Consider the following 26,361-nt stretch of genomic DNA (forward strand, 5'->3'; position numbering starts at 1 on the left):
CATTTTTCAAAATGTTTTAAATCAATACGTTAGCGATAGTGAAAAACGTTAAGTTTTGTCAGTGCGTGGAAGGCCTCAGCAAAAATGCGAATTTTAAAACCTTACAAAATAGCAACTTAACTAAAAACTTACACTTAACTTTCACTCAAGAACTATCTTGACCCTAAAACTGCACAAGATATATCTTGAGGCCATCCGGTTCATGGCAGAAGGCAAAACGATGACAAACTCAGGGCCCACCGCCCGCCGCAAAAGTAAGCTGTTTACGCGTCAGGAACTGACGTTATTTGTGCTGCATCTTATTCAGATCAATCCGGCACACGGTTATGAAATCATTAGAACCATCGAAGGCTATTCAATGGGCGCGTACATCCCCAGTCCCGGCGTGATTTACCCCATTTTAACGCTGATTGTCGAAGAGGGTTTCGCCACCGCCACCGACATTGAAGGCGGTAAAAAGCAGTTCACTATGACACCTGACGGTTCGGCATTTCTGGCGCTCAAACGAAAAGAAATTCGCGTCATTGAAGAAAAAATGAAAACACTGGTGATTAAAAACAATCCCCCACCTGCGCCTGAACTGATTTATGCCATAGAGAATTTAAAAATCACGGTACGGGCTAAATCGTATAACGGAGAAGTCACACCCGAGAAATACGCTCAGATAATTGAATATGTCAATGAGGCGACACGAAAGATCAACGAACTTTAAACTTTCCTGACCTTATTTAATTAAATTTGACGTTATCCCCGCTGCTTTATTCAATAAGCAGTGAAGGATATCTGTTGCCTTTTTTTATTTTGTTATTATTTACGGACACCAAAATGCCATCCAGATTCTTGCCATTATTCATTATCCTGGGGCTGAGCGGTTGTGATAATTCGCAGACCGCTCAGCAATCTGCCCCGCCCGTCGACGTGGGCGTTGTCACGCTAAAAGCACAATCTTTTAATCTGGTCAGCGAATTAACCGGGCGCACCACCGCAACGTTAACCGCCGATGTGCGTCCGCAGGTCGGCGGTATTATTCAGAAACGCTTATTCACCGAAGGCGACACGGTCAAAGCCGGGCAGGCGTTATACCAGATTGACCCGTCATCCTATAAAGCCACCTACGATCAGGCAGCCGCTGCGCTGAAAAGTGCCAAAGCGCTGGTGATTTCCGATTGCCAGAAAGCCAAACGCTACGCCGTGCTGGTGAAGGAACAGGGCGTGTCGCAGCAGGACGCCGAAGACGCCCAGTCAGCCTGTGCGGAAGATCGCGCCAGCGTTGATGAAAAAGCGGCAGCGCTGGAAACGGCAAAAATTAATCTCGACTGGACGCGCGTGACATCGCCAATTGCGGGCCGGATTGGCATTTCATCCGTTACGCCGGGCGCACTGGTCTCTGCCGCGCAGGACACCGCGCTGGCTACCGTCCGTAATCTCGACTCCATGTATGTGGATCTCACCCGTTCCAGCGCGGATTTACTCGGCCTGCGCAAACGCGCGCTGGCGACCAACAGCGACACCTTAAGCGTGACGCTGACGCTGGAAGACGGCTCGGTGTATCCCGAAAAAGGCCGTCTGGAGCTGACCGAAGTAGCCGTCGATGAAGCCACCGGCTCCGTGACACTGCGCGCCGTGTTCCCCAATCCGAAACACGTTTTGCTGCCGGGGATGTTTATCCGCGCTGACGTCGATGAAGGCGTGGTCGAAAACGCGATTCTTGCGCCGCAGCAGGGCATCACCCGCGATGCAAAAGGCGATGCCACCGCGCTGGTCGTCTCCGCAGAAAACAAAGTTGAGCAACGTGATGTCGTGACCGGCGACGCCAGCGGCACAAACTGGTTGATCCTCAAAGGCTTACAGGCAGGCGACCGCGTGCTGGTGGAAGGCAGCGACAAAGTCTCAACCGGCGACAACGTCAAACCGGTGGAAGTGAATAACGACGCCACCGCAGCCCAAAGCACAGAAGGAGCCGCCTGATGTTTTCCCGCTTCTTTGTGCGTCGGCCGGTTTTTGCCTGGGTGATTTCCATTTTGATCATGATGGCCGGGGTTATGGCGATCCGCACGCTGCCGGTCGCGCAGTACCCGGACGTCGCACCGCCTTCCGTTAAAATCCAGGCGACCTATTCCGGCGCATCCGCAGAAACGCTGGAAAACAGCGTCACGCAGGTCATCGAACAGCAGCTGACCGGCCTGGATAATCTGCTCTACTTCAGCTCCAGCAGCAGTTCTGACGGCTCTGTGGATATCACGGTGACGTTCAAACAGGGCACCAACGCGGATACCGCGCAGGTTCAGGTGCAGAACAAAGTGCAGCAGGCCGAATCGCGCCTGCCGACGGAAGTGCAAACCGCAGGCGTGACCGTCACAAAATCGCAGTCCAACTTCCTGCTGATCATGGCGGTGTATGACAAAACCGACAAAGCCACCAGCTCGGACATCGCCGACTGGCTGGTGAGTAACATGCAGGATCCGCTGGCGCGCGTCAGCGGCGTCGGCAGTTTGCAGGTGTTTGGGGCGGAATACGCCATGCGCATCTGGATGGATCCGACCAAACTGGCGGCTTACGACCTGATGCCATCTGACGTTCAGACCGCGATTGAAGCGCAAAACGTACAGATCTCTGCCGGTAAAATCGGCGGTTTGCCGTCTTCCAGCACTCAGCAACTGACTGCCACCGTGCGTGCGCAGTCGCGCCTGCAAACGCCGGAACAGTTCCGCAACATCATCGTGAAAGGCAATACCGGCGGTGCGATTGTCCGTATCAGTGACGTCGCGCGCGTTGAAATGGGCAGTGAAGATTACACCGCAACGTCTCAGCTGAACGGCCATCCGGCTGCGGGTATGGCAGTCATGTTGTCGCCGGGTGCCAATGCGCTCGACACCGCCACGCTGGTGAAAAATACCATCAGCGAATACCAGCGCAGCATGCCGAAGGGCTATGACATTGCGTATCCGAAAGACAGCACCGAATTCATTAAAGTGTCGGTGCAGGACGTGATTAAAACGCTGGTCGAAGCCATCCTGCTGGTGATCGTGGTGATGTATCTGTTTATGCAGAACCTGCGCGCCACACTCATTCCTGCGCTGGCGGTGCCGGTGGTGTTGCTTGGGACGTTCGGCGTTCTGGCGTTGTTTGGCTATTCGATCAATACCCTGACGCTGTTTGCGATGGTGCTCGCGATCGGTTTGCTGGTGGATGACGCCATTGTGGTGGTGGAAAACGTCGAGCGAATCATGCGCGACGAAGGGCTTTCTGCCCGCGATGCCACCGAAAAATCGATGGGTGAAATCTCCGGTGCGCTGGTGGCGATTGCACTGGTACTCTCCGCCGTCTTCCTGCCGATGGCCTTTTTCGGCGGCTCGACCGGCGTGATTTACCGCCAGTTCTCGGTCACGATTATCTCCGCGATGGCGCTTTCTGTTGTGGTCGCGCTGACCCTGACACCCGCACTGTGCGGCGCTTTTCTGCGCCATAAACCGCAATCAACCACCGGTTTCTTTGGCGGCTTCAACCGCCTGTATTCCCGCACTGAGCATCGCTATGAGAATGGCGTCACGCACGTTCAGCGTCGCCCGGTCGCGATGGTACTGATTTACGGTGCGATGGCGGCACTGATGGGCTTGCTGATGTGGCAACTGCCGACCAGCTTCCTGCCGTCCGAAGATCAGGGCGAGATCATGGTGCAGTACACCCTGCCGGCGGGCGCTACGGCGAACCGCACAGAAGCGGTGAACTCCCGTGTCACACAGTGGTTTATGGATAAAGAAAAAGACAACACCAACGTCATTTTCACCATCACCGGCTTTAACTTCAGCGGCAGCGGCCAGAACGCCGGGATGGCCTTCGTCTCCCTCAAAAACTGGGACGACCGCCCCGGCACGGCCAACACCGCGCAATCTATCGCCGGACGCGCCATGAAAGATCTCGCGGTGATCCGCGATGCAAAAGTCATTGCCATGACACCGCCATCGGTGGACGGTCTGGGGCAAAGCAACGGCTTCACTTTTGAGCTGATGTCAACTGGCGGCACCAGCCGCGCAGAGCTGATGAAACTGCGGACAGAAATGCTGGCGATGGCGGCAAAAAGCCCGGAGCTGCAATCGGTCCGCGCCAACGATTTACCGCAGATGCCACAGCTTCAGGTGGATATTGACAACAACAAAGCCGTGGCGCTCGGGTTAACGCTGAGTGACGTCACCGATACGCTGAGCAGCGCATGGGGCGGAACCTATGTCAATGATTTCATTGATCGTGGCCGCGTAAAAGAAGTGTACATTCAGGGCGACAGCCAGTTCCGTTCCAAACCGGCTGACCTGAACAAATGGTTTGTCCGCAGCAGCGACGGCACCAGCATGACGCCGTTCTCCGCGTTCGCCACCACGCACTGGACCTATGGCCCGGAAAGCCTTGCGCGCTACAACGGTTCAACCTCCTATGAGATTCAGGGTGAAAACACCGACGGCTACAGTTCCGGTGCCGCAATGGCAAAAATGGAAGCGCTGGCAGATAAACTCCCGGCCGGTTCCACCTGGGCCTGGAGCGGATTGTCATTGCAGGAAAAGCTGGCCAGCGGGCAGGCGCTGAGCCTTTACGGCATCTCGATTCTGGTGGTGTTTCTGTGCCTCGCCGCGCTGTACGAAAGCTGGTCTGTCCCCTTCTCCGTCATTCTGGTGATCCCGCTCGGTCTGCTTGGGGCATCCCTTGCCGCCGAGCTTCGCGGCCTGAATAACGACGTGTATTTCCAGGTCGCGTTGCTGACCACTATCGGGCTCTCGTCGAAAAACGCCATCCTGATCGTTGAATTCGCCGAGGCGGCGCTCAAACAGGGCAGCACGCTAACGGCGGCGGCGCTCTCTGCGGCGCGGACCCGCCTGCGCCCGATTCTGATGACGTCACTGGCCTTTATCGCCGGGGTCATGCCGCTGGCGGTTGCAACCGGTGCGGGGGCTAACAGCCGTATCGCCATTGGTACCGGCATTATCGGCGGCACCGTGACCGCCACATTACTGGCTATTTTCTTTGTTCCGCTGTTCTTCGTTCTGGTGAAAAAAGTCTTCACCGGCCACAAAGACGCGCAGGAGTAAGCATGATTTTTCGTCTGAGTATTATTTCGTTGTCGTTCCTGCTGGCCGGTTGTCTTTCACTGGATCCGCACTACCAGCGCCCTGCCGCGCCGGTGCCTGCCGTCTGGCCTGCACAGGGAGCGCAGCCTGCCGCCACAACCGTGCTCGCCGACTGGCAGCACATCATGACCGATTCGCGTCTCAATGCGGTGGTCGCGAAGGCGCTGACCAGCAACCGCGATATGCAGGAAGCGATTGCCGATATCGAAGCGGCGAAAGCACTTTACGGGGAGCAGCGCGCGAGCCTGTTCCCCACGGTGGATGCTGAACTGACGCAAACCCGCAGCCGCACGCAGGATGCGGGGGTTTCCGGCACCGCCACCGCCGACGGCGCGGTGAGCAGTTTTGAGATTGATTTGTTTGGCCGCAACCGCAGCCTGAGCACGGCGGCGAAAGAAACCTGGCTGGCCAGTGAGTCCACCGCGCAGAACACCCGCCTGACGCTGATTGCAGAAACCAGCACAGCGTGGGTCACGCTGGCGGCGGATAACAGCAACCTGAAGCTGGCGCTGGACACTCAAAAAAGCGCGGCGGATTCACTGCGTATCACCCAGTTGCGCCAGAAAGAAGGTGTGGCTTCCGGGCCGGATGTCAGCGAATCCATGGCGGTGTATCAGTCTGCCCGCGCCAGCGTCGCCAGTTATCAGACGCTGGTTGCGCAGGACATCAACGCACTGAACCTGCTGGTGGGGGAAACCGTGCCGCAAAACCTGCTGCCGGGCACGTTGGAAGATTTGTCGCCGGAGGCCATCGCGCTGGTGCCTGCCGGTGTTTCGTCCTCCGTGTTACTGCGCCGCCCGGACGTGCAGGAAGCCGAACATAACCTCAAAAGCGCCAACGCGGATATCGGCGCAGCGCGGGCAAACTTCTTCCCGACGCTGTCACTCACCGCCAGCGCAGGCGTCGGCAGCAGTTCGCTGTCGAACCTGTTTAGCCACGGCGCTAACGTCTGGTCATTCGCCCCAAGCCTGACGTTGCCGCTGTTCACAGGCGGCAGCAATACCGCGCAACTGCGGTACGCCGAAGCCGAGAAAAAAGGCCTGATCGCTGCGTATGAAAAATCCATTCAGAGCGCGTTCAAGGACGTTGCTAACGCCCTCGCCCGTCGCGCAACGCTCAGCGAACAACTGGATGCCCAGCGGCAATACGTCGCCGCATCGCAACGCAGTTATGACCTGGCACGCCGCAGCTATGAAACCGGCGCAGGCGATTACCTGACCGTACTGACCGACCAGCGCTCGCTGTGGTCTGCACAGGTAGATCTGATTGCCTTACAGCAGACCGATTTTGAAAACCGCATCACGCTGTGGCAGTCGCTCGGCGGCGGTGTGAAATAACGCGAAGAGTTTAAAAAGATATACAGTGAATACCGCAGGGATGCGGTATTTTTTTGATTGAATCACAGAGTGGAAATATAAAACCCCGATATTTCAAATAAAAAAAATAGGCCGTACAGGGACGGCCTCAAAGAAGGAAGAACTCCAACAATATTATAATGGCATGATGTTTTACCATAAATGGTTGCTCAATAAACATCATGCGCACATTATAATTGAATACGTCTCATTTTCTATCCTCATTGCGTCTGTATAAAGTAATAACTTTGTAAACCTCTAATATTATCACCAGGTTTTACCGATATTAAACTGGAACTGTTCCGCACTGTCGCCTGCATATTTCACCAGCGGTTGCGCATAGGAGAATACCAGAGGACCTAACGGCGATTGCCATTGCAGTGAAATACCGCTGGAAACACGAATATGTGTCGGATCACTGTAATCCGGTATACCTGCGGCTTCCGTCGCTGCCGTATTTTGCCATTTCGTATCCCACACCGTACCGGAATCCACGAAGAACGATGTGCGCACGGAACTGGCGTATTTCTCGCTGATAAATGGCGTCGGCACGTACAGTTCTGCGCTGGCGATCGCCATCGCATTTCCGCCCACGGCGTCGCTGGATTTTTCCACCGGGCAGGTGGAATACGACGTATCCGTGGTCGCACATTTGTAATACGCCGCTTTCGGGCCGATGGTGTTGGACGAGAACCCGCGCACCGAACTGGAGCCACCCGCGTAGAAGTTATCGTAGAACGGCACGTCGTTACCGTCCAGTCCGGCAGCATAACCGGCTTTCGCGCGTCCCATCAGCACCCAGTCGGATTTGTCGCTCAGCGGAATGTAGTGGTTGGCATCAAACGTAATTTTGTAATAACTGTCGTCCGAGCCCGGTGTCGTGACTTTTGCGCTTAAGCTGGCGCGCGTGCCCGATGACGGGAAGAAGCCACGGTTGAGATCGTTATACGCCCAGCCGACGCTGGCGAAGAAGTCGTTGGTACGCAGTTCTGCCGTGCTGTTGCCGGAGGTCACCACGCCCGGCTGCACGCCGCTGGCGTTCAGATAGCGCCATACCGCCACCTGCGGTTCCATGTCGCTGAGCGTGCTGTGAACATAATCCAGCCCGAGATTTAACGTATTGTCTTCGCTGACCGGCAGGCCAAGATTAACGCCGGTGCCGTAACTTTGCAGGTTGTACGCCGCCAGATCGTTATCTTCGGCGTCGTAGTGGTTGTAGAAGACTTTGCCGCCCAGACTGACGCCGTCAACCGTGTAATACGGGTTGGTCGCCGAGACTTCCACATACGTCTGATAGGAGTTACGCGTGCCGCTAAAACTGACCGTATTGCCGCTGCCGAGCCAGTTATCCTGCGTCACGCCGAGCTGATAGCTGATGCCGCTGTCCGTGCCGTAACCCACGCCGACATTGAATGTCCCGGTGTTACGCTCTTTGACTTTGTACACCACGTCAACCTGATCGGTGGAACCCGGCACCGGCTGCGTATCGACATCGACTGTCTCGAAATAGCCGGTGCGGTTCAGGCGGTCCTTGCCTTTTTGCACCAGATCATTACCCAGCCACGCGCCTTCCATCTGCCGCATTTCACGGCGCAGTACTTCGTCTTTCGACGTGTCGTTCCCTTCAAAACGGATCCGGCGCACTGAATAACGGTTTCCGGTATCCACGTTAATATGCAGTTTGACGGTTTTATCAGTGTCATTGATCTCGCTCTGCGTGGTGACGTGCGGATAAGCATATCCGTAACGTCCCAGCATATTTTTAATATTACCTTCGATTTTAGTGACTTTTGCACCGTTATATAATTCACCCGCAGGAACAGCGGTCAGCGCTTCAACTTCGGCCGAATGTCCGGCCATCGAACCAGTCAGCGTCACGCCGGAAACTTTATATTGCGCACCTTCGGTAATATTGACCGTAATATAAATGCCTTTCTTATCCGGCGTTAAACTGACCTGCGTGGAATCCACGTTAAAACGCGCGTAACCCCGGTCGAGATAAAAACTGCGCAGCGTTTCAAGATCACCGGACAACTTTTGTTTTTCGTATTTTTTATCGCCGATTACGTTCCACCACGGGACTTCATCACGTAGTTGGAAGTGCGCGATCAGGTCGTCATTGGTGAAGGCTTTGTTGCCCACGATATTGATTTGCTGAATTCTTGCCGATACTCCTTCCGTGAAGACCAGCTTCACATCCACGCGGTTACGCGGCAGCGGCGTCACCACGGCTTTCACGCTGGCGCTGTATTTGCCGACGCTGTAATAGAAATCCTCCAGACCGTGTTCAATCGAGGAAATGGTGGTGCGATCCAGCGCATCGCCGACGCGAACCCCGGAAGCCTCGAGGTTTTGTTTCAGCATATCGTCTTTGATGGCTTTGTTACCGGAGAAGGTGATGCTGGCGATCGTCGGCCTCTCTTTTACCTGAATAATCAGCGTATTGCCCTCTTCCAGTACTTTCACATCGTCAAAATTTCCGGTCGCAAACAGCGAACGGATCGTCTGGCTGATATCGTCATCCGATACCGTATCTCCCACCCGCACGGGGATGCTCAGCAACGCAGCACCGACGGTCACGCGCTGCAAACCTTCGACGTGAATGTCTTTGACGACAAAACCGTCAGCGGCAAAAGCCGCCGTGCTGCTCAACAGCAGCGACGCTAAGAGTAATTTTTTCATTGTCATGTGATCCGTGCACGCCGTTTTTCAACTCACCGAATTTCCTGAAAACAAAAAAGTTTTGCTTTCAGAAGAAATAACCTCGCTAACAGACTGTGGGAAATATCCGAGGTTCATCGGGGATGTTTTGATTTTCGGAAAACATGGGATTCTGTTACGGTTTACTTACGTTATTTTCGCGAGGCGTACAGTTGTGGCTGTCGGTAAAAAATCTGGCATTTCGTCGCCATGAATGGCGGGCGGGCACACAGGTAATGAATGTAAAATATTCTCCCGGAATAATATTACCAGGGATTTTATTTTCATCGGATTATTATTAAATTCCGCTAATGCTTACAATTAAAATAACACTGCAAGTTTTAACCACGAATAATAGCAATACCCATATAATTTTTTGATCACACTTTTATTCCTCAAGAGAATTAACATCCCCGCATGTAAATTAACATTATCCCACCAGTCGAATCAACCCACCTGTGACGCGTTTCAAAATACAGAAACGCCCTCTCCTGTATATTTATATTGTGAATATTTTACTATTTGTACTGCAGGTAAACTTAATGAATAACAAATATAAACTGCATGAATTTCTTGATGTAAAAAGACTTCAGACCCTCCAGGATAATTTCAGTAAATCCATGATGATCGCACTTGTTGTGGTCGATCAGGACGGCGTGCCGGTGACACAGGCCAGCGGGTTCTCGGATTTTTGTGCCCGCTCACGGCTCAATGAAGCACTTGCGACACACTGCTATGAAAGCGATAACGCCGGAGGCCGCGCGGCCATGCAGGCGGGGAAACCGGTGGTCTATCGCTGCTACTGCGGATTCGTGGAATTTGCTGTGCCGATCATGATCAACGACCATTATCTTGGCGCGTTTATCTCCGGTCAGGTAAAGGTCGAAAAAGAGAAAGAAAATACCATTCCCTACATTCTCGATAATCATGAAATATGGAAAGAAAACGCCTGGTTGATCGACCTGCATCAGGACGCCAAGCGGATGCCGTACGACCGTTTTGAATCGACTGCATCAACATTGCTGCACGTTTCTTCTTATCTGGTCGAGCAGGCACACACCAATAATATTCAGCGTGAGCTGCACCGCAAAGATCTCGAACTCACCGACGAACTGCGCAAACGCGTTGAAATTGAGCGTTCATTACATGAGGCCGAATTTAAAGCGTTGTCTTATCAGATTAACCCGCACTTTTTATTTAATGTATTAAATACCATTGGCCGTCTGGCCTATCTGGAAGATGCCCAGAGAACCGAAACGATGGTGCATGATTTTTCCGATATGATGCGCTATTTATTACGCAAAAATAATCACGGGCTGATTACGCTGAGTCACGAAATTAATTATGTCACCAGCTATATGTCAATTCAGAAAGTCAGAATGCATGATCGCTTCGATTATCACTGCGACATCCCGGAAAAGTATTCTGATGTGGTTTGTCCGTTCCTGATCTTACAACCCCTGGTTGAAAACTTTTTCAACTACGTGGTCGAACCGCGCGATACCAGCAGCCAGCTGCGGATCAGCGCCCGCGACAACGGGCACGATGTCATTCTGGAAGTCAGTGATAACGGGGATGGCATTTCACAGGCCGATATCGCCAATATTTTATCCGGCGATGAAAACCGCCAGAAAGGCGGCATCGGTATCAATAATATTAAAAACCGGCTTCAGTTGTTATTCGGGGAAAGCTATGGGTTGGAAATTTCCAGCGCACATAAACCCAGAATGGGCACCACTATCACACTGAAGTTTCCCATGCTGGAAGCCTGACCGACCGGAGAAATAAGTATGTACAACATTGTTATTGTTGAAGACGAATTAATTGAATCGGAATCCCTGCGACGCATTGTCTCGCAATATGTCGAGAATGCCGTAGTTCATGAAGCCTCGACCGGAAAAAAAGCCATCCAGCTGATTGACGATCTCGAGCAAATTGACATGATGTTTGTCGATATTAATATTCCGCTGCCCAACGGAAATCAGGTCATCGAATATCTGCGCACCAAAAACAGCGACACAAAAGTGATTGTCACCACCGCCAATGATGATTTCGAAATTGTACGCAGCATGCTGAATTTAAAAGTAGACGATTACCTGTTAAAGCCGGTAAAAAAAAGCACGCTGACTGACGCCATCAAAAAAACGCTGGAAGTGAATGATGTCGACATTGCTGCGTCGCGGGCGCTGAAACAGAAAATCGTGGTGATGATAGAAAGCTGTGATTACGCCCGGTGGCATGGCTTTTTGTTCGAAACTCTCGATGACGCCTGTGTGAGTACCCCATCCGGCGTCAGTCAGCGCAAACTGCTGACAGATATTCTCGAAATCCTGTATCAGCAAATCACTGCGCAGGGTGATAAAAGCCTGGCTGCCGCCAAAAAAATGGCGGCGCTCATTCAGGAAATTCACCAGTACGGTATACCTGCCAGCGCGTATTACCGGGCGATGTCTGCCCTGCTCGGCGCCAGCGAAGAGGTATTTGATTATTCACTTAAGCATGCCAGTGGCACGATGGACTTCATCGACCGCGCGAAATTCCACATCGAAAAAAACATCCTGAATAACCTGACGCTTGACGAAATCGCCGCCCGCTCTTTTGTCAGTTCCTGCTATCTCAGCCGTGCGTTTAAGAAGATCACCGGTGCCGGCTTTTCCAATTACATCGCCAGCCGGAAAATCAGCATCGCCAAATCGTTATTGCAGTTCAGTGACCTCAAAATCAATGCCATCGCGCTGGAACTGTCGTATCAGGATGCTAATTATTTCTGCCGGATTTTCAAAAAAGAGACAGGAATGGCGCCGTCCGATTTCCGTAAAATTGTCGCGCCGGAACCTGTTTAACCTGACCGCGTCGGGTACGCCTGATTTTGTGCGCTTACCCGACGCGTGGGCAAAAAAGTCCACCCTGCCAACAAGATAGTTCACGCCGGTTTCGCCGCTTGCCACCTACCATGGAGACCCCTCTGAAAAACGTGGCGCGACTTTGGACGACTCTCTTTTCACCTCTGAATCGGTTGCCCCCGGGCATCCGGACAAAATGGCCGACCAGATTGCCGATGCAATTCTGGACGCCTTCCTCTTGCAAGATCCGCAGGCTCGCGTGGCCTGCGAATGCATGCTCAAAACAGGTATTGTCATTGTCGCGGGCGAAATCAGCTCCACAGCCAGTGTTGATGTCGAATCCGTTATCCGCCACACGATCGGTGAAATCGGCTACAACCATTCCCGTCTGGGTTTTGATGCCAAAACCTGCGGCGTGCTGAATATGCTGGGGAAACAGTCTGCGGATATTGCGCAGGGGATTAGAGGTTCTGCACCCAAATTCCTGGGCGCGGGCGATCAAGGGATCACCTTTGGTTACGCCTGCGACGAAACGCCCGAACTTATGCCCGCCACGCTGATGCTGGCGCACCGGTTGATGATGCGACAGGCGGTTTTACGCCAGTCTGGCCGTCTGCCGTTTCTGCGTCCCGATGCCAAAAGTCAGGTCACGCTGCGCTATCACCGCCGTCAGATCACGGCCGCCGACACCATAGTGGTTTCCACGCAGCATGATCCGGAGATTTCCCTTTCCGAACTGCGCGAGGCGGTGATTGAGGAAATCGTAAAACCTGTGATCCCCTCCCGCTGGTTCACGCCCCAAACCCGTTTGCTGATCAACCCCGCCGGGCAATTTGTCACCGGCGGTCCGGCGGCCGACTGCGGTCTGACGGGCAGAAAAATTATCGTCGATACCTACGGCGGCGTCGCCCGCCACGGAGGCGGTGCATTCTCCGGCAAAGATCCGTCGAAAGTGGATCGCTCGGCCGCATATGCCGCACGTTATGTGGCGAAAAATATCGTCGCCGCCGGGCTGGCAAAACGTTGCGAAGTGCAGCTGGCCTGGGCGATCGGCCTGCCGCGCCCGGTCGCCATCCGCATACATACTTTTGGGAGCAGCCCGCTGACTGCAGAACAACTGACTCAGCGGGTCGAACGCCATTTCGATCTGAGCGTTTCCGGGATCATTTCGATGCTGGATCTGCTTGTTCCCCGTTATCGTCAGACCGCCTGCTACGGCCATTTTGGCCGCGACATTTTCCCCTGGGAAAAAACCGATAAGGCGCAGGCAATGCGCGACGACAACTGAATACGCACAGGCGGCGGTCACCGCGCGCCACAATGAATCCATCAACAGGAGAAATTTATGTCCGGGCAAAGTTTGGGATTAATAGAAACCGTCGGGCTGGTGGCGGCGGTTGAAGCCGCGGATGCGGCCATGAAATCCGCACATGTCACGCTGGTCGGTTATGAGCTGACCAAAGGCGGCGGAATGGTCACGATCAAGCTGGAAGGAGAAGTCGGCGCGATCAATGCCGCCGTCGCCGCTGGCGTCATCGCCGCGCGCAAAGTGGGTGTCGTTTACGCCCACAAAGTCATCGCCCGCACCGCGCAATATATTGAAAGTCTGATTTACTCTGCCGAAACAAAAGGCATCACGCCTGCCGAATCGGAACCTGAAGCCGTACCACAAACGGCAGCCATTTCGGTGGTCAATATCGAAGAAACGCCGCAAATATCTTGCATGGAATGGGCGCCAGAACCTGTCACTGAGCCTATCGTTTCAGAGACGCCAGAAGAGAAAAAACCGGAACCGGCGACACCGGTCAATACAAAGAAAAATTCCCCGCAACGGGGAAGTAAAAAAGCGTAGCGCTTTTAACAATAAAACGGCAGTGCGGGTCAGGGCAATAATCATCAGCCCTTCGCCTTCACTGCCGTTTTTATTGCTTCACATTCGGGAGCTTTAAGACGGGAATTCTTCTTACGCGGTGACGTTGCCCGGTAAATTTTTGCTGATGCAGAAACGGTAAACCGCCGCGCCCAGACACGCACCGATCACTGGCGCAATAACGGGCACAAGGAAGTACGGAATATCGCGACCACCGGTCATCGACATTTCGCCCCAGCCTGCAAAGAAGGTAAATAATTTCGGGCCAAGATCGCGTGCCGGATTCATGGCAAACCCGGTCAGCGGCCCGGTTGATGCGCCAATCACCGCCACCAGGATCCCGATTAATAACGGACCGAGCGGGCCACGTGGCACGCCGTTACCATCATCGGTCAGCGCCATGATCAGCCCCATCAGAATCGAGGTAATGACAATTTCCACAAAAGCCGCCTGCCAGACGCTGATCGCCGCCGCCGGGTACGTGCTGAAAATGCTGGCTAGCTGCAGGCTTTCCACGCTGCCGCGCACCATCTGATGGGCAGTTTCAAATTCCGTGAACAGATTGTGATATAGCAGATACGTCAGCAGTGCGCCGCCAAACGCTCCCGCAACCTGAGCGATAATGTACGGCATCACTTTCCGGCCTGGAAAGCTGGCGAATAACCACAGTGCGATGGTAATTGCCGGGTTCAGATGCGCGCCGGAAATCCCGGCGGTGAGATACACCGCCAGCGAAATTCCCAGCCCCCACACAATACAGATTTCCCATAACCCGAAACTGGCCCCTGCGACTTTCACTGCGGCAAGACAGCTGATGCCAAAAAACAGAAATAATCCGGTACCGAGAAACTCCGCAAGGCACTGCGTTTTGACTGAATCATTCATATAATAATCCTGATTTTGATTATTGTTATTTTGATATTCCTGGCCGGAACATCACCCGCCTATATGGCAATTAAACCCTAATGACTCCACTTCTTTTTTTAATATTTCCATTTTTGATTCGCCGGTACGTTCCGGGTCACCCATCGGATAAATGCGCCCCAGCAAGCCATATTTATTTTCGCCATATTCGTGATACGGCAATAAATGAATCGTATCGACATTGGACATCAGGCGGGCAAATTCGGCGATCTGATGAATTTCATCCGTATTATCATTGACACCGGGGATCACCGGAATACGGACAATCACTTTGGTCAGGAATGAAATGCGCAGCAAGTTTTCCAGAATCTGCTGGTTGCCCATTCCGGTGTTCGCCTGATGCACGGCCGGATTGATGGCTTTGATGTCAGTCAGCGCCAGATCGACGTAAGGGAACACGTCGGCAATCACTTCCGGCGTGGTGAAACCGGTGGTTTCAATCGCCGTGTGCCAGCCCTTTTCTTTGCAGGCTTTCAGCAGTTCGCGGGCAAACGCCGGTTGCGCCAGCGGTTCACCGCCGGAAAGTGTGATCCCGCCCCCGGAGCGGCGATAGAGATTTTCTTCTTTCTGCAATTCGCGCATCACTTCGGCAATCGTCATGCGTTTGCCTTTCATTTCCAGCGCCTGCGTCGGGCAGACCTGTGTACATTCGCCGCACTGAATACAACGTTCGCGATCGACAAAGAAAGCATTATTTATCGACAGCGCTTGTTGTTTGCAGACGTCAATACATTTACCGCAACGGATACAGTCATTCTTTTTAAAGATTAATTCCGGCTGAGGACGTTGTGATTCCGGATTACTGCACCATTTACACGCAAGCGGACATCCTTTAAAAAATGGAATTGTACGGATACCCGGACCATCATGCAGAGAATAGCGCTGAATATTAAACAGCACGCCTTCCATTTCGTAATCGACTTTATTCATGACTTCGCTCACATCAGCGCCACAGGTTATTTTAAAAAGGGCCATGCTGTAATACATGGCCCGCCGGTGAAACTGATTAATCAGAACTGCTGTTCAGTACGGCTGATAATGTCATCCTGCACTTCTTTCGCCAGCACCACGAACTGGGCACTGTATCCGGCCACACGCACAACCAGATCCTGATGTTGCTGAGGATTGTTCTGCGCTTCAATCAGGGTTTTGCGGTCGATGACGTTAAACTGAACGTGCATCCCTTTCTTATCAAAGTAGTTTCTGACCAGCCCGCTGAAGTGGCGCAAACCTTGTTCCCCGGCCAGCGAAGACGGCAGGAATTTCTGGTTATACAGCGTCCCGTTTGAGGCAATGAAGTGGTCGAGTTTTGCCACGGAGTTTGCCGCGGCGGTTGGGCCCTTCGTGTCTTTCCCCTGACGCGGAGAAACACCGTCGGCCAGCGGTTCTTTCGCCATGCGCCCGTCCGGCAGCGCGGAAACATCCTTACCAAACAGCACGTTAGCCGACACCGGATAGATACCGGCCTGGAACTGGCCGCCGCGCGGATTGGTATATTTCTCGACTTCCTGACAGTAAATCAGCGCACACTGACGCGCCACCAGATCCACTTCGTCGATGTCATTACCAAAGCACGGCGTATTTTCCAGAATATGGCGGATTTCCTCAAAACGGGAACCGTTGCCCGCCGGTGCCGCAGTATTGCTGGCAAGCTGGCGATAGACTTCCGCTTTGATCGCCGCCGCATCCAGAGCCCCGTGCGTTTCGATGATGCGTTTCACCATCTCGTGAATTTCCTGCTCGCCTAGCGAAGATTTCCCGGCGGCAGCGTGCGGTGTGCCGCCGACGGCGTGGCCGAAGTTAGCGTCCAGCGCGCTTTTCAGCTCATTCAGCGTCAGTTTTCGATCTTCGAATACCTGTTTCTGAATCGCGTAGACGGAATCCCCGGTGTCGGCAATCCCGAACGCCTGCGGGCCGGTGAAATTGTAAATAGCGCCACCTTCCTGAAGCGATTTGCCGCGCCCGATACAGTCATCCACCAGCGCAGATAAGAATGGCAGCGGGCAGCGTTCTCCGTGCGCAATATCCACGCTGTTGCAGGCTTCCACCAGCTGATGAACAAAGTGCGCCATCTGCTTCTTAAACGCGCAAAAGAAATCGTCGATGCCGGTGTACTGCGTCATTTCACCGGTCACTGGCCCCAGCTGTTTGTTGCCTGCGCGGCCATTGTTGAGGGTGATTTCCAGCACTTTTGCCACGTTGAAGAACGCCGCGTCATGCCAGCCTTCTGTACGGTGCGGTGCCTGCGGTTCAACGCAGCCGATGATGCAGTAATCGCGGGCGTCGTGCAGCGACACGCCACGGTTTTGCAGCGCCGGAATAATCACCTCGTCGTTGTACATTGCCGGAACGCCCAGCCCCATACGCACCAGTTCACAAGCGCGGAACAGGAATTCATCCGGCGTGCCCTGCCAGACGCGAATGGAGAACGACGGCTGCGGCAGACGCACATGCGCCGTCGCCTCCATACACATGTAGGTCAGCGGGTTAGTCGCGTCGCGGCCATCTTCTGTTTGTCCGCCCACGCACAGGTTCTGGAAAACCGCATAACCGGCAAATGCCTGTGCTGAGATTTCATCGCGCGTTTTGTTGATGTCGTTAAGCTTAATCCAGCAGCAATCCACCAGTTCCTGAGCAAATTCTTTAGAAATGGATTTATCCGCCGCCAGATGCGGATACATGTACTGGTCGAAACGACCCGGAGAAATGGAATGGCCGCTGGACTCAATCTGCAACATACTTTGCAGGAACCAGAAGGTCTGGCAGGCTTCCCAGAACGTGCTCGCGCCGTTTTCCGGAACACGGGTACAGTTTTGCGCGATTTGTTCCAGTTCGCGTTTACGCGCCGGATTACTTTCCAGCTGCGCCAGACGCGTGGCCTCCTGCGCATAACGATGAGCAAAATTAATCGCCGCCTGATAGCTGATGATCACGGCGTTATAGAATTGCTCTTTTTTGATATAACCCGGTTCGCGGCGATCCAGATTTTCCAGTGCGCGGGTAACGTCGTTGATGATGCCACGGAAACCGATTTTCAGGATTTTGCCGTAATCCACGCTGACGTGTCCGACGCCGCCAAAGAAGTAGTTGCCGACGGTGAAAACACCACTGGCCATACTGTCTTTGGTGCCATCTGACATATAAGACGCTGCCAGCGAACTGGTGGTTTTGCCCGGCCAGTATTTAAACGCTTCATGCAGTTCGTCTGCGGTTTTTTTAGGAATAATAAACGGGTCAGCCACCCGGTGTTCCATGGTATTAAATTCTTTTTCTACCCAGTCATAAGAGAATTCCGGGCAGATTTCCGTCGAGCGAGGATTAATAGTGACCGCACCAACAATCAGTTCGTCCGGACGAATAGTGACCGGCAGCTCATTGAATATTTTCTCAACAACTTTCGCCCTGCGCATAATAGCCGGCAGGTGTTCATTTTCTTTATAGGCATTCGTTGCCAGGACGGCGCGCTCAGATTCCACATACGGTCTGGCATGCAGGATCATATTCTTGAGTCTGACAACACGTTCGGTCGGATTAGAAAAACCTTTCTCTAACATAGAATAACTCCCGAAATTAATTATTTAACCTTGCGGCAGTAATTTGTTTTTTCATCGGCGGATAATCAGAACGCGGTATTGTTATCGTCTTCTATTATTCGCATGGCTTCATTCACCGCAGCGACCTCACCAAATATGGCCAGCGTCGTAATATGTTGCGGGCAGCTGCCAAATATTTCCGAGACCACCACATTCGCACTTTTACTGGCAGCATCCGCGTAGAAATAAAGATCCGGCACCGGCAACATAATCATGCCAATCGCATCGATACGGATGAGATCCAGTCGTGAACGGAATTCGCCAGGCATCCTGCGTTTTATCATGGCCACGATGTCTGGCGTCGGTGCGTTTATGATGCGTTTTTTCACCATCGCCCCTTATCTGACGTTAAGGGCTTCGACCATCACGCAGCGGCGGATCCGGGCGAATGACTTCGCTGACGTCAGCCCCTCTCCGGTTGGCCCGGCAATGGTAAAGGTCGCATGTCCTTCACCGCCGACGCCCAATCCGGCATAGGAAGGCCCATTTTTCACGAAAATAGTGGTCTGGATCTGACGGGCCATTTTGGTGAGCTTATCGACATTGGTAGAGTGCATGATGGCCGTGTGACGGTTGCCCTGTTCGACTTTCACCGCCAGTTCAATGGCTTCATCGACGTTTTCGACGCGCACCACCGGCAGCACCGGCATCATCAGTTCGTGGATCACAAAAGGATGCGTTCTTTCGGTTTCCACCAGGATCACTTTGGTGTCTTCCGGTGCGTTCACGCCCAGTTGTTGCAGGATGTAGCGCGCATCTTTGCCTACAAACGCGGTGTCCGGTCCGGTGCCTTTTTCGTTCATCACCAGCGCCTGTAGTTGCTGGATGAGTTTTGGGTCACACAACAGATACCCGCCGCTTTTCTTCATGCAGTGAATCAGATAGTCCGCTACCTGATTGACCACGATGACCTCTTTTTCAGCAACGCAAGGCAGGTTATTGTCGAAACTGCATCCGCGGATAATATCGCGGGCGGCTTTTTCAATATCTGCGGTTTCATCGACCACGGCGGGCGGATTACCTGCTCCCGCTCCGATGGCTTTTTTGCCGGAAGACATCACTGTTTTCACAATCGACGGCCCGCCGGTTGCCACCAGCATATTGATACGCGGGTCTTTGATTAATGCGCTGGTGTTATCGAGTGAAGGCTGCGTGACCGTAACCACCAGATTGGCCGGTGCGCCAAGGCTCGCCAATTTCTGGTTAATCAGCGCCACCGTCATCAGTGAAACGTTGCGGGAACGCGGATGCGGGCTGAACACCACGGTATTGCCCGCGGCCAGCATCCCGATGCTGTTATTGATGATGGTTTCGGTGGGATTGGTGGTCGGCGTAATCGACGCAATCACGCCGTAGGCCGAAAACTCCGTCAGCGTCAGGCCGTTGTCGCCACTCAGCGCGCCGGTCGTCAGATCTTCCAGCCCCGGCGTTTTCTGCGCCGCGACGCGGTTTTTCGTCAGTTTATCGGCGTAATTCCCCATGCCGGTTTCTTCCACCGCCAGACGGGAAATCTCCTGCAAGGTGCTTTCCTGCAGAAATACGTCACGGATCCCCTGAATAAACGTGGCGCGATCCTGCATCGAACAATGGCGATACTGAACCTGCGCCAGCACGGCGGCAGAAATCGCTTCGTCCATCGACTCAAATGCGCCGTTGCCCGTATCGCAGGTCGCCGCCTGTGGTGCGGGCGCTGACTGTTGTGCCAGCGCGCGGGCAACAATGGCATCCAGCGAATCACTGTTTTGAACCGCCTGCACTGGCGCGGCCTGCGGTGCCGCTTCCGGTGCAATTTTGGTGTACCGGCTCAGAACGTTCGATACCGCCTGAGCAATTTCAATATCATTCATGCTGTCAGTTCCTTACTTCACATCGCTTCGCACGGTGAACCCTCAGATGTAAGGTTTGGTGGTGGAGTTGATGGGCGCCGGGTCGAGCGTGGCGAGCAGTTTCAGCCCCACTTCGCGCGCCGCAATCACCGCCTGGCGGACGGCACCGGAATCCCCGGCGAACGTGAAGATGACTTCGTTACTAAAGCTGGTTCCCTGAGACGGGCTGGCATAACCGACCGGTTCGATGACCGCAGATTTCGCTGCGACGTCAGCAATCACCACGCCAATCGCGGCCGGAGAGGCACAGGTCATGCCGAAAGATTTGCCGATCGGTGCGCCGAATGCCTTGTTAAGGGCGAAACTGGCGCGGGCGGTATATTGAAATTCGAGATGTCCCGCCGGTGAACCATAAACGTCGCCCATAGTGCGTTCGATTTCTGACAACGCCACTTCAATGGCGCGACGGACATCCGACACATCAGCAGCGCCGAAAATGATTAAACATCCGTGTCCGCCGCCACCTTCTGTATCACGTGCCAGTTCAATCGAGATCACTTCGCTGTTGGTCGCTTTCACGGCTTCGTCCGCTGCGAAAATATGCGGACCTGCGCCGGTGCGCGCACCCAGAATACCGATAGAGCGATATTTCTTGTCGATATTCATGACGTCATGTAATTGATGATCGACATTGGCAATGACCAGACCAATAGTATGGCCGAGCGCGGTGCCGACAAATTCTGTCAGACCACAACCGGCAATACTGGCGGCTGTTTTGCCTTTGCCATTCTCATCAATCTGTTTATTCACTACTTCAGATATAATCTGCTCAACAAGATTATCTCTCATGGTCAGTATCCTCTGGCGTTATTAACCGACGGCTTTTGGCAGAATTTTTTCCACTTCGATATGCGGGCGCGGAATAACGTGGACAGAGACCAGTTCACCCACTTTCAGGGCTGCCGCAGAACCGGCGTCAGTGGCTGCTTTTACTGCGCCGACGTCGCCGCGCACCATAACAGTGACCAAACCGGAACCGATTTTTTCATAACCAACCAGCGTGACATTGGCGGATTTGACCATGGTATCTGCCGCTTCAATTGCAGAAACCAGCCCTTTAGTTTCAACCATACCTAATGCTTCTTGTTGCATAACGACCTCTGATATTGAGTGGGAATGTCGGTAAACGCGAAAGTCAATAAAGCAACCGCCGCGGGGTTTTCATCCTGCACGTAAACACTTCACGCACGATGATAGTAAGGATTTTCGGACAAAATGTTTTGCCCGTCAGCCGGACTATCTTGTTATTCCGGTAAACTACCGGACAATAAAATCCATCTGCATTAAATCGCGCTGATTTAATAAAAATGCTGTAACCGGCACGCACGAAACCCGCCCATGAATAAGGGAATTTATTATTCAGATCTCAGTTTTATTTATTCTTTAATACACAGAACTTAATAATCAGAATCCGGGATTACCTGGCGGTGGAAATAGCCTGCGCATCACGGGCAATCATTTTTTCTTCATTGGTCGGGATCACGGCAATTTTCGGCGTATCCGGTTGTGAAATCAGCCCAAAACGGCCACCGCAGGTTTCCTGATTTTTTTGTGCGTCCAGCTTCAGACCAAAAACACTCAGGCGTGCAATGGTCAGTTCCCGTACCAGCGCAGAATTCTCGCCGATGCCGCCGGTGAAAATCAGGGCATCCAGGCGTTTAAGCGACGCCAGATGCCCGCCCAGATGGCGGGCCAGCCGGTGGACCATCACGTCGATTGCCAGTGTGGCACGCGGGTCGCCGTTGCTGCGCGCCACCTGCAATGTCCGGCAATCGCTCGATATTCCGGACAATCCGAACAGACCGGACTGCTTATTCACCATTTTATACAGTGCATCCATCGTCTGCCCGGTACAGGCCGCGATATGCGCCGCCGCACCAAAATCCAGATCGCCGCAACGCGTCCCCATCACCAGCCCTTCCAGCGGCGTCATGCCCATCGACGTATCCACACTTTCTCCGTTCTGCACCGCACACACAGAAGAACCGTTACCCAGATGCGCAATCAGAATGCCGTGGTCGTCCGGGTCCAGAGCCAGCAAAGATACCGCCTGTGCGGCAATATACCGGTGAGACGTACCGTGAAAACCGTATCGCCGCACCTGATAACGTTCCTGATATTCATGCGGGATCGCATAAGTGTAAGCCGCAGGCGGCAGCGTCTGGTGAAACGCCGTGTCGAACACCGCGATTTGCGCGACATCCGGCAAAAGCGCAATCGCCGCTTCGATACCCGTCAGATTGGCCGGATTGTGCAGCGGTGCCAGTGCGGAAAGCGCGCGGATTTTTTCAATGACCTCCGGGCTGATCAGCACTGACTGTTTGAACTCGCTGCCCCCGTGCGCCACGCGATGGCCTATGGCATGTACCGCCCGCAACCACTGGCGCTCGGCCAGTTCGCTAAATAACGTTTTCAGCGCGCAAACGTGGCTCGCCTCGCTCAGCGCGAGCGTGGATTTCTGGCCGGTCAGGTCTTTGAGCGTCATCGTCGCATTGTCCAGCCCCAGCCTTTCCGCCAGCCCCGAGAGCACCGGTGCACCGTCCCCGACCGGGATCAGCGAAAATTTCAGCGAGGATGACCCGCAGTTAATAACCAATATCAGTGAAGCGAAGGACATGATGACCCCTGTTAATCATTACCGGTTTAAGAAGAGTGTTTGTCAGCGCGAGGGCGTAACCGCGTAACGTGCGGCACTGAAACGCCGGAGCGTGTTGCGCGCCACGGTTAAATCCTGTTCCACCGTCCCGCCACTTACGCCAATCGCGCCCAGCAGTACCCCGTCTGACCAGCACGGTAAGCCACCGCCGATGCAGCAAATTCCGCTTGCCTGTTGCAGCCCGTAAAGTTCCTCGCCGGGCTGTATCTGCATGGCAAGTTCATGCGTCGCCATTTTCAGCGCGACGGCGGTCCAGGCTTTTTCCGTGGCAAGCCGGTGGCTGACCAGCAGCGCTTCTTCCATGCTGAAAAAGTAACGCTGATGCCCGCAGGCATTGGCCAGACTGAACACCATCGGAATACCGATGGCCTGCGCTTCCCGCGCCGCGTACTGCGCCATTGCCGCGCAATCCTCCAGACTCATCGTCCGCCGTGATGGCGTGTTTTGAGCAGAAATGGCCGATTGGATCCAGCCGTCGAGCTGCATTTCATCGTGTGCTGGCATAGAGGTTCCTCAAGACAGTTCGTGCGGATCAACGATGCCCACCACCGCGGCATCAATCACGGAATGTTCTTTGGTGTTACTCATGCGCGCCGAGCTGCCGGTGGTGATAATGACGATCTCGCCATTGCCCGCACCGACAAAATCCACGGCGACCTGCGCGCTGCCGGTCGGCTGATAATGTTCATCGAGCCGTGCAACCATCAGTAATTTTGTGCCGTTAAGTGAGGCGTGCTTGGTCGTGGAAACCAGCGCGCCGGTGACTTTTGCCAGATACATATTCCCTCCCGGTTCACCGGATCACGGTGATGTTCTGTCGGCGAATTTCATCCTGCGCAGCAGGCGTGATCAGCGTGTTGCTGTCGATACGTAACCGCTGCGTGGTACGGTGCTGGCGGATATCACTGAGGGTGATCAGCCTTTTTTTGCCGGTGGTGATGTTTGCACTGGCCTGCACATCCGAATTTGTCCCCGTCACCGCAATACCGTATTGCCTGATCACATCCGCATAACCGGTGAGACGCGCCATCAGCGGCAGTGGAAATCCACTGTCAGCCGCGTTAAGAAGTTCAGGGGGCAAGGTCACAACCACGTATTTTTGCTTCTGCAGCGCATGAAAAACCCAGCCGGTGGCGAGATTGTCGCGAATGCCGAGCGCAATCTTGGTCAGGCTGTTGCCCGAAAGCGCAGGCAGATAAAGACTGTCGTAATCCTCTCCGTCCGCAAGCGGTTCGTCAGCACATTTGTCATCGACAATCACGCCATCCTTCATTTCAGCAAGCAAGGCGGTTTTTAGACCGCCGAGGATCGCACTGTGAGAGAACGCGACCCGAAGCCGGTAACCCGCGTGTTCAAGTGCCAGCATGCCGCGCAGCGTCACCGGTAACGTGGTCACATCGCTGCCGGTGATCACCACGCGCACGGTTTTCACCGTCTGCTTTTTTTCTGCCAGCAGGTTGGCGATAACCGTATCAAGCCACCGGGACAGCACCTGACTTTCCATGGTTTTCCTCTTTCTGGCCGGTAAATAACTATCCGGTATAGCGGCTGACGTAATCGCCGTTGCGCAGGCCGAAGCCGTTGGCTTCTTCCACATCAATATGCAATTCCAGCACCGCATCGGCGCTGACACGCACCACGACGTGGCTCAGTACGCCAGCACGTTGCCCTCCGGCTGCAAGATTAATTTCCATTCCGTCGCGTAAGCCGTGCAGCTCGGCTTCCTGCGGCGAAATATGGATATGCCGCCAGGCAACAATCGCGCCGTGCGGTTTTACCACTTGTCCTCGCGGGCCAATAATCTCCAGCCCCGGCGAATCGAGCAGATCGCCTGACATGCGCAACGGCGCTTTCACTCCGAGCACAAAGCTGTCGGCCACCGAAATCTCAATCTGCGTGGTGCTGCGCAGCGGCCCGAGAATGCGCACATTACTGATGTCACCTTTTTTGCCGCGCAGTGTCACCGTTTCTTCCGCCGCAAACTGGCCGGGCTGTTTCACCGCTTTCATGCGCGTCAGCGTGGAGCCTGCGCCAAACAACACATCCATGTCTTCGCGGCACAGATGAATATGGCGGTTTGAAACGCCGACCGGCACTTGCAGATGCGGGGCATTTCCGGCGGTAGCCAGCTGCGGCAATTGTCCTCCGGCCGCCAGTTCCTGCACGATTTGCTGTGTGATCCACTGCGCTTGTTGCTGGCTGTAATTCATGACGTAAACGACCCTGATCGGTAAGTAAGAAAATGGGGTTATCCGGCGATCTGCGTAAGCAGCCGGTCGATATCTTGTTCTGTGGGCTGACGCGGATTCGACGCTGTACATCCGTCCGCCAGCGTGGCGTGGACCAGCGGCTGGCGCAACGACTCAAACATTGCGCTGTCGGTGCCGAGTGCTTTTAAGGTTGCCGGAATACCAAAGTGCTGGTTTAACGCGCGAATTCTCGCCACGGTCTGCGCGATAATTTGCGACGCATAACCCTGCTCAATCCCCAGGATTTTCCCGAGTTTCACATAGCGTTCCGTGGTCTGCGCGCTGGCCTGTTCGCTGTTAAATTCAATCAGCAGCGGCAGCAGCATGGCGTTGATTTTACCGTGCGGAATATGCAGCATCCCGCCGAGGGCGTGCGCCATTCCGTGAACCAGCCCCAGTCCGGCTGAGTTAAACGCCATGCCTGCCATACACGAGGCGTTATGCATATGTGTGCGGGCGCAGATGTCCTGTTCGTTGCTGTAAACCTGCGGCAAATAGCGCCACACCAGCGCAATGGCTTTTTCTGCCAGCGCATCACTGAAATCATTCGCACCGGTTGAAACCAGCGCTTCGATGGCGTGTGTGAGCACGTCCATGCCGGTATCGACGGCAATATGGCGCGGCACGCTCAGCACCAGTTGCGGATCCAGGATCGCGATATCCGGGACCAGCGACTGTGATACCAGCGGATATTTACGGCCATTCTGCGGGTCGGAAATAATGGCGTATGACGTCACTTCGGAACCCGAACCACTGGTGGTCGGGATCGCAATCAGCTCAATCCGGTGCTGCTGATAGTGCTCTTCGAGCGTCACTTTTATGCCCTTTGCTGCGTCCAGCGAGGAGCCACCGCCCAGTGCAATAATCACGTCAGGCCTGAAGGTTTTAAATTGCGCTGCGCCCTCTTTCAGAATGTCGATATCCGGATCCGGCCTAACGTCACCGTAAACCGACACTGTCGCGCGCGGCATATGCGCACTCAGGGAAGCGGCCTTTCCCGAGCTCACCATAAAAGCGTCGGTGATTATCGCGACCTTTTTATTATTGAGGGTGTTTAACGCAGTTAACGCCCCGTCGCCGAAATACACGCGCGGGCTGGAGAAAAACGAATTCGCCATTAATTCAGCTACCTTACTCAGATGACCTGCATGCAAAACGCGGCCGTAAA

At 54.0% G+C, this 26,361-nt stretch carries 22 protein-coding genes; 8 read left to right on the forward strand and 14 right to left on the reverse strand.

Going from position 1 to position 26,361, the window contains the following annotated elements:
- Window positions 1–202: 202 nt before the first annotated feature.
- The 4 genes from ACLBVC_RS21315 to ACLBVC_RS21330 all read left to right on the forward strand — a co-directional run bounded on the left by ACLBVC_RS21315 (window position 203) and on the right by ACLBVC_RS21330 (window position 6,454).
- Complete coding sequence (locus tag ACLBVC_RS21315) at window positions 203–712, forward strand: PadR family transcriptional regulator (protein ID WP_410151271.1); 510 nt, start codon at window positions 203–205, stop codon at window positions 710–712.
- 113 nt (window positions 713–825) lie between these two features.
- Entirely contained in the window at window positions 826–1,968 is a 1,143-nt protein-coding gene (locus ACLBVC_RS21320; protein WP_410151272.1) for an efflux RND transporter periplasmic adaptor subunit, read from the forward strand.
- The gene (locus tag ACLBVC_RS21325; RefSeq protein ID WP_410151273.1) at window positions 1,968–5,078 is read left to right on the forward strand and encodes an efflux RND transporter permease subunit; all 3,111 of its coding nucleotides are present in this window, start codon (window positions 1,968–1,970) and stop codon (window positions 5,076–5,078) included. Before ACLBVC_RS21320 ends, ACLBVC_RS21325 begins: the two co-directional genes overlap by 1 nt.
- A 5-nt stretch (window positions 5,079–5,083) precedes the next feature.
- Complete coding sequence (locus ACLBVC_RS21330; protein ID WP_410151317.1) at window positions 5,084–6,454, forward strand: efflux transporter outer membrane subunit; 1,371 nt, start codon at window positions 5,084–5,086, stop codon at window positions 6,452–6,454.
- A 285-nt stretch (window positions 6,455–6,739) separates the two neighbouring features.
- On the opposite strand, the gene bamA is transcribed toward ACLBVC_RS21330, so the two are convergent.
- Complete coding sequence (bamA, locus tag ACLBVC_RS21335; protein ID WP_410151274.1) at window positions 6,740–9,160, reverse strand: outer membrane protein assembly factor BamA; 2,421 nt, start codon at window positions 9,158–9,160, stop codon at window positions 6,740–6,742.
- Between the two features lie 554 nt (window positions 9,161–9,714).
- Between bamA and ACLBVC_RS21340 the strand changes: the two genes are divergently transcribed.
- The 4 genes from ACLBVC_RS21340 (at window position 9,715) to ACLBVC_RS21355 (ending at window position 13,867) form a co-directional block, all read left to right on the forward strand.
- The gene (locus tag ACLBVC_RS21340) at window positions 9,715–10,944 is read left to right on the forward strand and encodes a sensor histidine kinase (protein WP_410151275.1); all 1,230 of its coding nucleotides are present in this window, start codon (window positions 9,715–9,717) and stop codon (window positions 10,942–10,944) included.
- 18 nt (window positions 10,945–10,962) lie between these two features.
- Entirely contained in the window at window positions 10,963–12,015 is a 1,053-nt protein-coding gene (locus tag ACLBVC_RS21345) for a response regulator transcription factor (protein ID WP_410151276.1), read from the forward strand.
- Window positions 12,016–12,157: 142 nt separating this feature from the next.
- A complete protein-coding gene (metK, locus tag ACLBVC_RS21350; RefSeq protein ID WP_410151277.1) occupies window positions 12,158–13,303 on the forward strand; it encodes a methionine adenosyltransferase in 1,146 nt (381 codons plus the stop codon).
- Between the two features lie 57 nt (window positions 13,304–13,360).
- The gene (locus ACLBVC_RS21355; RefSeq protein ID WP_410151278.1) at window positions 13,361–13,867 is read left to right on the forward strand and encodes a BMC domain-containing protein; all 507 of its coding nucleotides are present in this window, start codon (window positions 13,361–13,363) and stop codon (window positions 13,865–13,867) included.
- 111 nt (window positions 13,868–13,978) lie between these two features.
- On the opposite strand, the gene pduF is transcribed toward ACLBVC_RS21355, so the two are convergent.
- From pduF to ACLBVC_RS21420, 13 genes are all read right to left on the reverse strand, one after another.
- Entirely contained in the window at window positions 13,979–14,770 is a 792-nt protein-coding gene (gene pduF / locus ACLBVC_RS21360; RefSeq protein WP_410151279.1) for a propanediol diffusion facilitator PduF, read from the reverse strand.
- Between the two features lie 51 nt (window positions 14,771–14,821).
- Window positions 14,822–15,739: a glycyl-radical enzyme activating protein gene (locus ACLBVC_RS21365; RefSeq protein ID WP_410151318.1), complete on the reverse strand. Its 918-nt coding sequence runs from the start codon at window positions 15,737–15,739 to the stop codon at window positions 14,822–14,824.
- Between the two features lie 80 nt (window positions 15,740–15,819).
- Complete coding sequence (gene grpM, locus ACLBVC_RS21370) at window positions 15,820–18,363, reverse strand: glycyl radical diol dehydratase GrpM (RefSeq protein ID WP_410151280.1); 2,544 nt, start codon at window positions 18,361–18,363, stop codon at window positions 15,820–15,822.
- Between the two features lie 65 nt (window positions 18,364–18,428).
- Window positions 18,429–18,731, reverse strand: a complete 303-nt coding sequence (locus ACLBVC_RS21375) for a BMC domain-containing protein (RefSeq protein WP_101078001.1) — start codon at window positions 18,729–18,731, stop codon at window positions 18,429–18,431.
- 9 nt (window positions 18,732–18,740) lie between these two features.
- Complete coding sequence (locus tag ACLBVC_RS21380) at window positions 18,741–20,249, reverse strand: aldehyde dehydrogenase family protein (protein ID WP_410151281.1); 1,509 nt, start codon at window positions 20,247–20,249, stop codon at window positions 18,741–18,743.
- A gap of 42 nt (window positions 20,250–20,291) precedes the next feature.
- On the reverse strand, window positions 20,292–21,077 hold the full coding sequence (pduB, locus tag ACLBVC_RS21385; protein WP_410151282.1) for a propanediol utilization microcompartment protein PduB: 786 nt from the start codon (window positions 21,075–21,077) through the stop codon (window positions 20,292–20,294).
- Window positions 21,078–21,098: 21 nt separating this feature from the next.
- Entirely contained in the window at window positions 21,099–21,380 is a 282-nt protein-coding gene (grpH, locus tag ACLBVC_RS21390; RefSeq protein ID WP_095925478.1) for a propanediol utilization system shell hexameric protein GrpH, read from the reverse strand.
- A 325-nt stretch (window positions 21,381–21,705) separates the two neighbouring features.
- Window positions 21,706–22,905: a propionate kinase gene (gene tdcD / locus ACLBVC_RS21395; protein WP_410151283.1), complete on the reverse strand. Its 1,200-nt coding sequence runs from the start codon at window positions 22,903–22,905 to the stop codon at window positions 21,706–21,708.
- Between the two features lie 42 nt (window positions 22,906–22,947).
- Window positions 22,948–23,448 carry a GlcG/HbpS family heme-binding protein gene (locus ACLBVC_RS21400; RefSeq protein ID WP_410151284.1) on the reverse strand — a complete coding sequence of 167 codons (501 nt, stop codon included), beginning with the start codon at window positions 23,446–23,448 and terminating at the stop codon, window positions 22,948–22,950.
- 9 nt (window positions 23,449–23,457) lie between these two features.
- A complete protein-coding gene (locus tag ACLBVC_RS21405) occupies window positions 23,458–23,724 on the reverse strand; it encodes a EutN/CcmL family microcompartment protein (RefSeq protein ID WP_410151285.1) in 267 nt (88 codons plus the stop codon).
- 13 nt (window positions 23,725–23,737) lie between these two features.
- Complete coding sequence (locus tag ACLBVC_RS21410; RefSeq protein WP_410151286.1) at window positions 23,738–24,448, reverse strand: flavoprotein; 711 nt, start codon at window positions 24,446–24,448, stop codon at window positions 23,738–23,740.
- Window positions 24,449–24,476: 28 nt separating this feature from the next.
- Entirely contained in the window at window positions 24,477–25,154 is a 678-nt protein-coding gene (pduL, locus tag ACLBVC_RS21415) for a phosphate propanoyltransferase (protein ID WP_410151287.1), read from the reverse strand.
- Between the two features lie 38 nt (window positions 25,155–25,192).
- Window positions 25,193–26,311, reverse strand: a complete 1,119-nt coding sequence (locus ACLBVC_RS21420) for a 1-propanol dehydrogenase PduQ (RefSeq protein WP_410151288.1) — start codon at window positions 26,309–26,311, stop codon at window positions 25,193–25,195.
- Between the last annotated feature and the right edge of the window lie 50 nt (window positions 26,312–26,361).

Source organism: Rahnella selenatireducens, from assembly GCF_046449555.1.
Taxonomy (GTDB): domain Bacteria; phylum Pseudomonadota; class Gammaproteobacteria; order Enterobacterales; family Enterobacteriaceae; genus Rahnella; species Rahnella selenatireducens.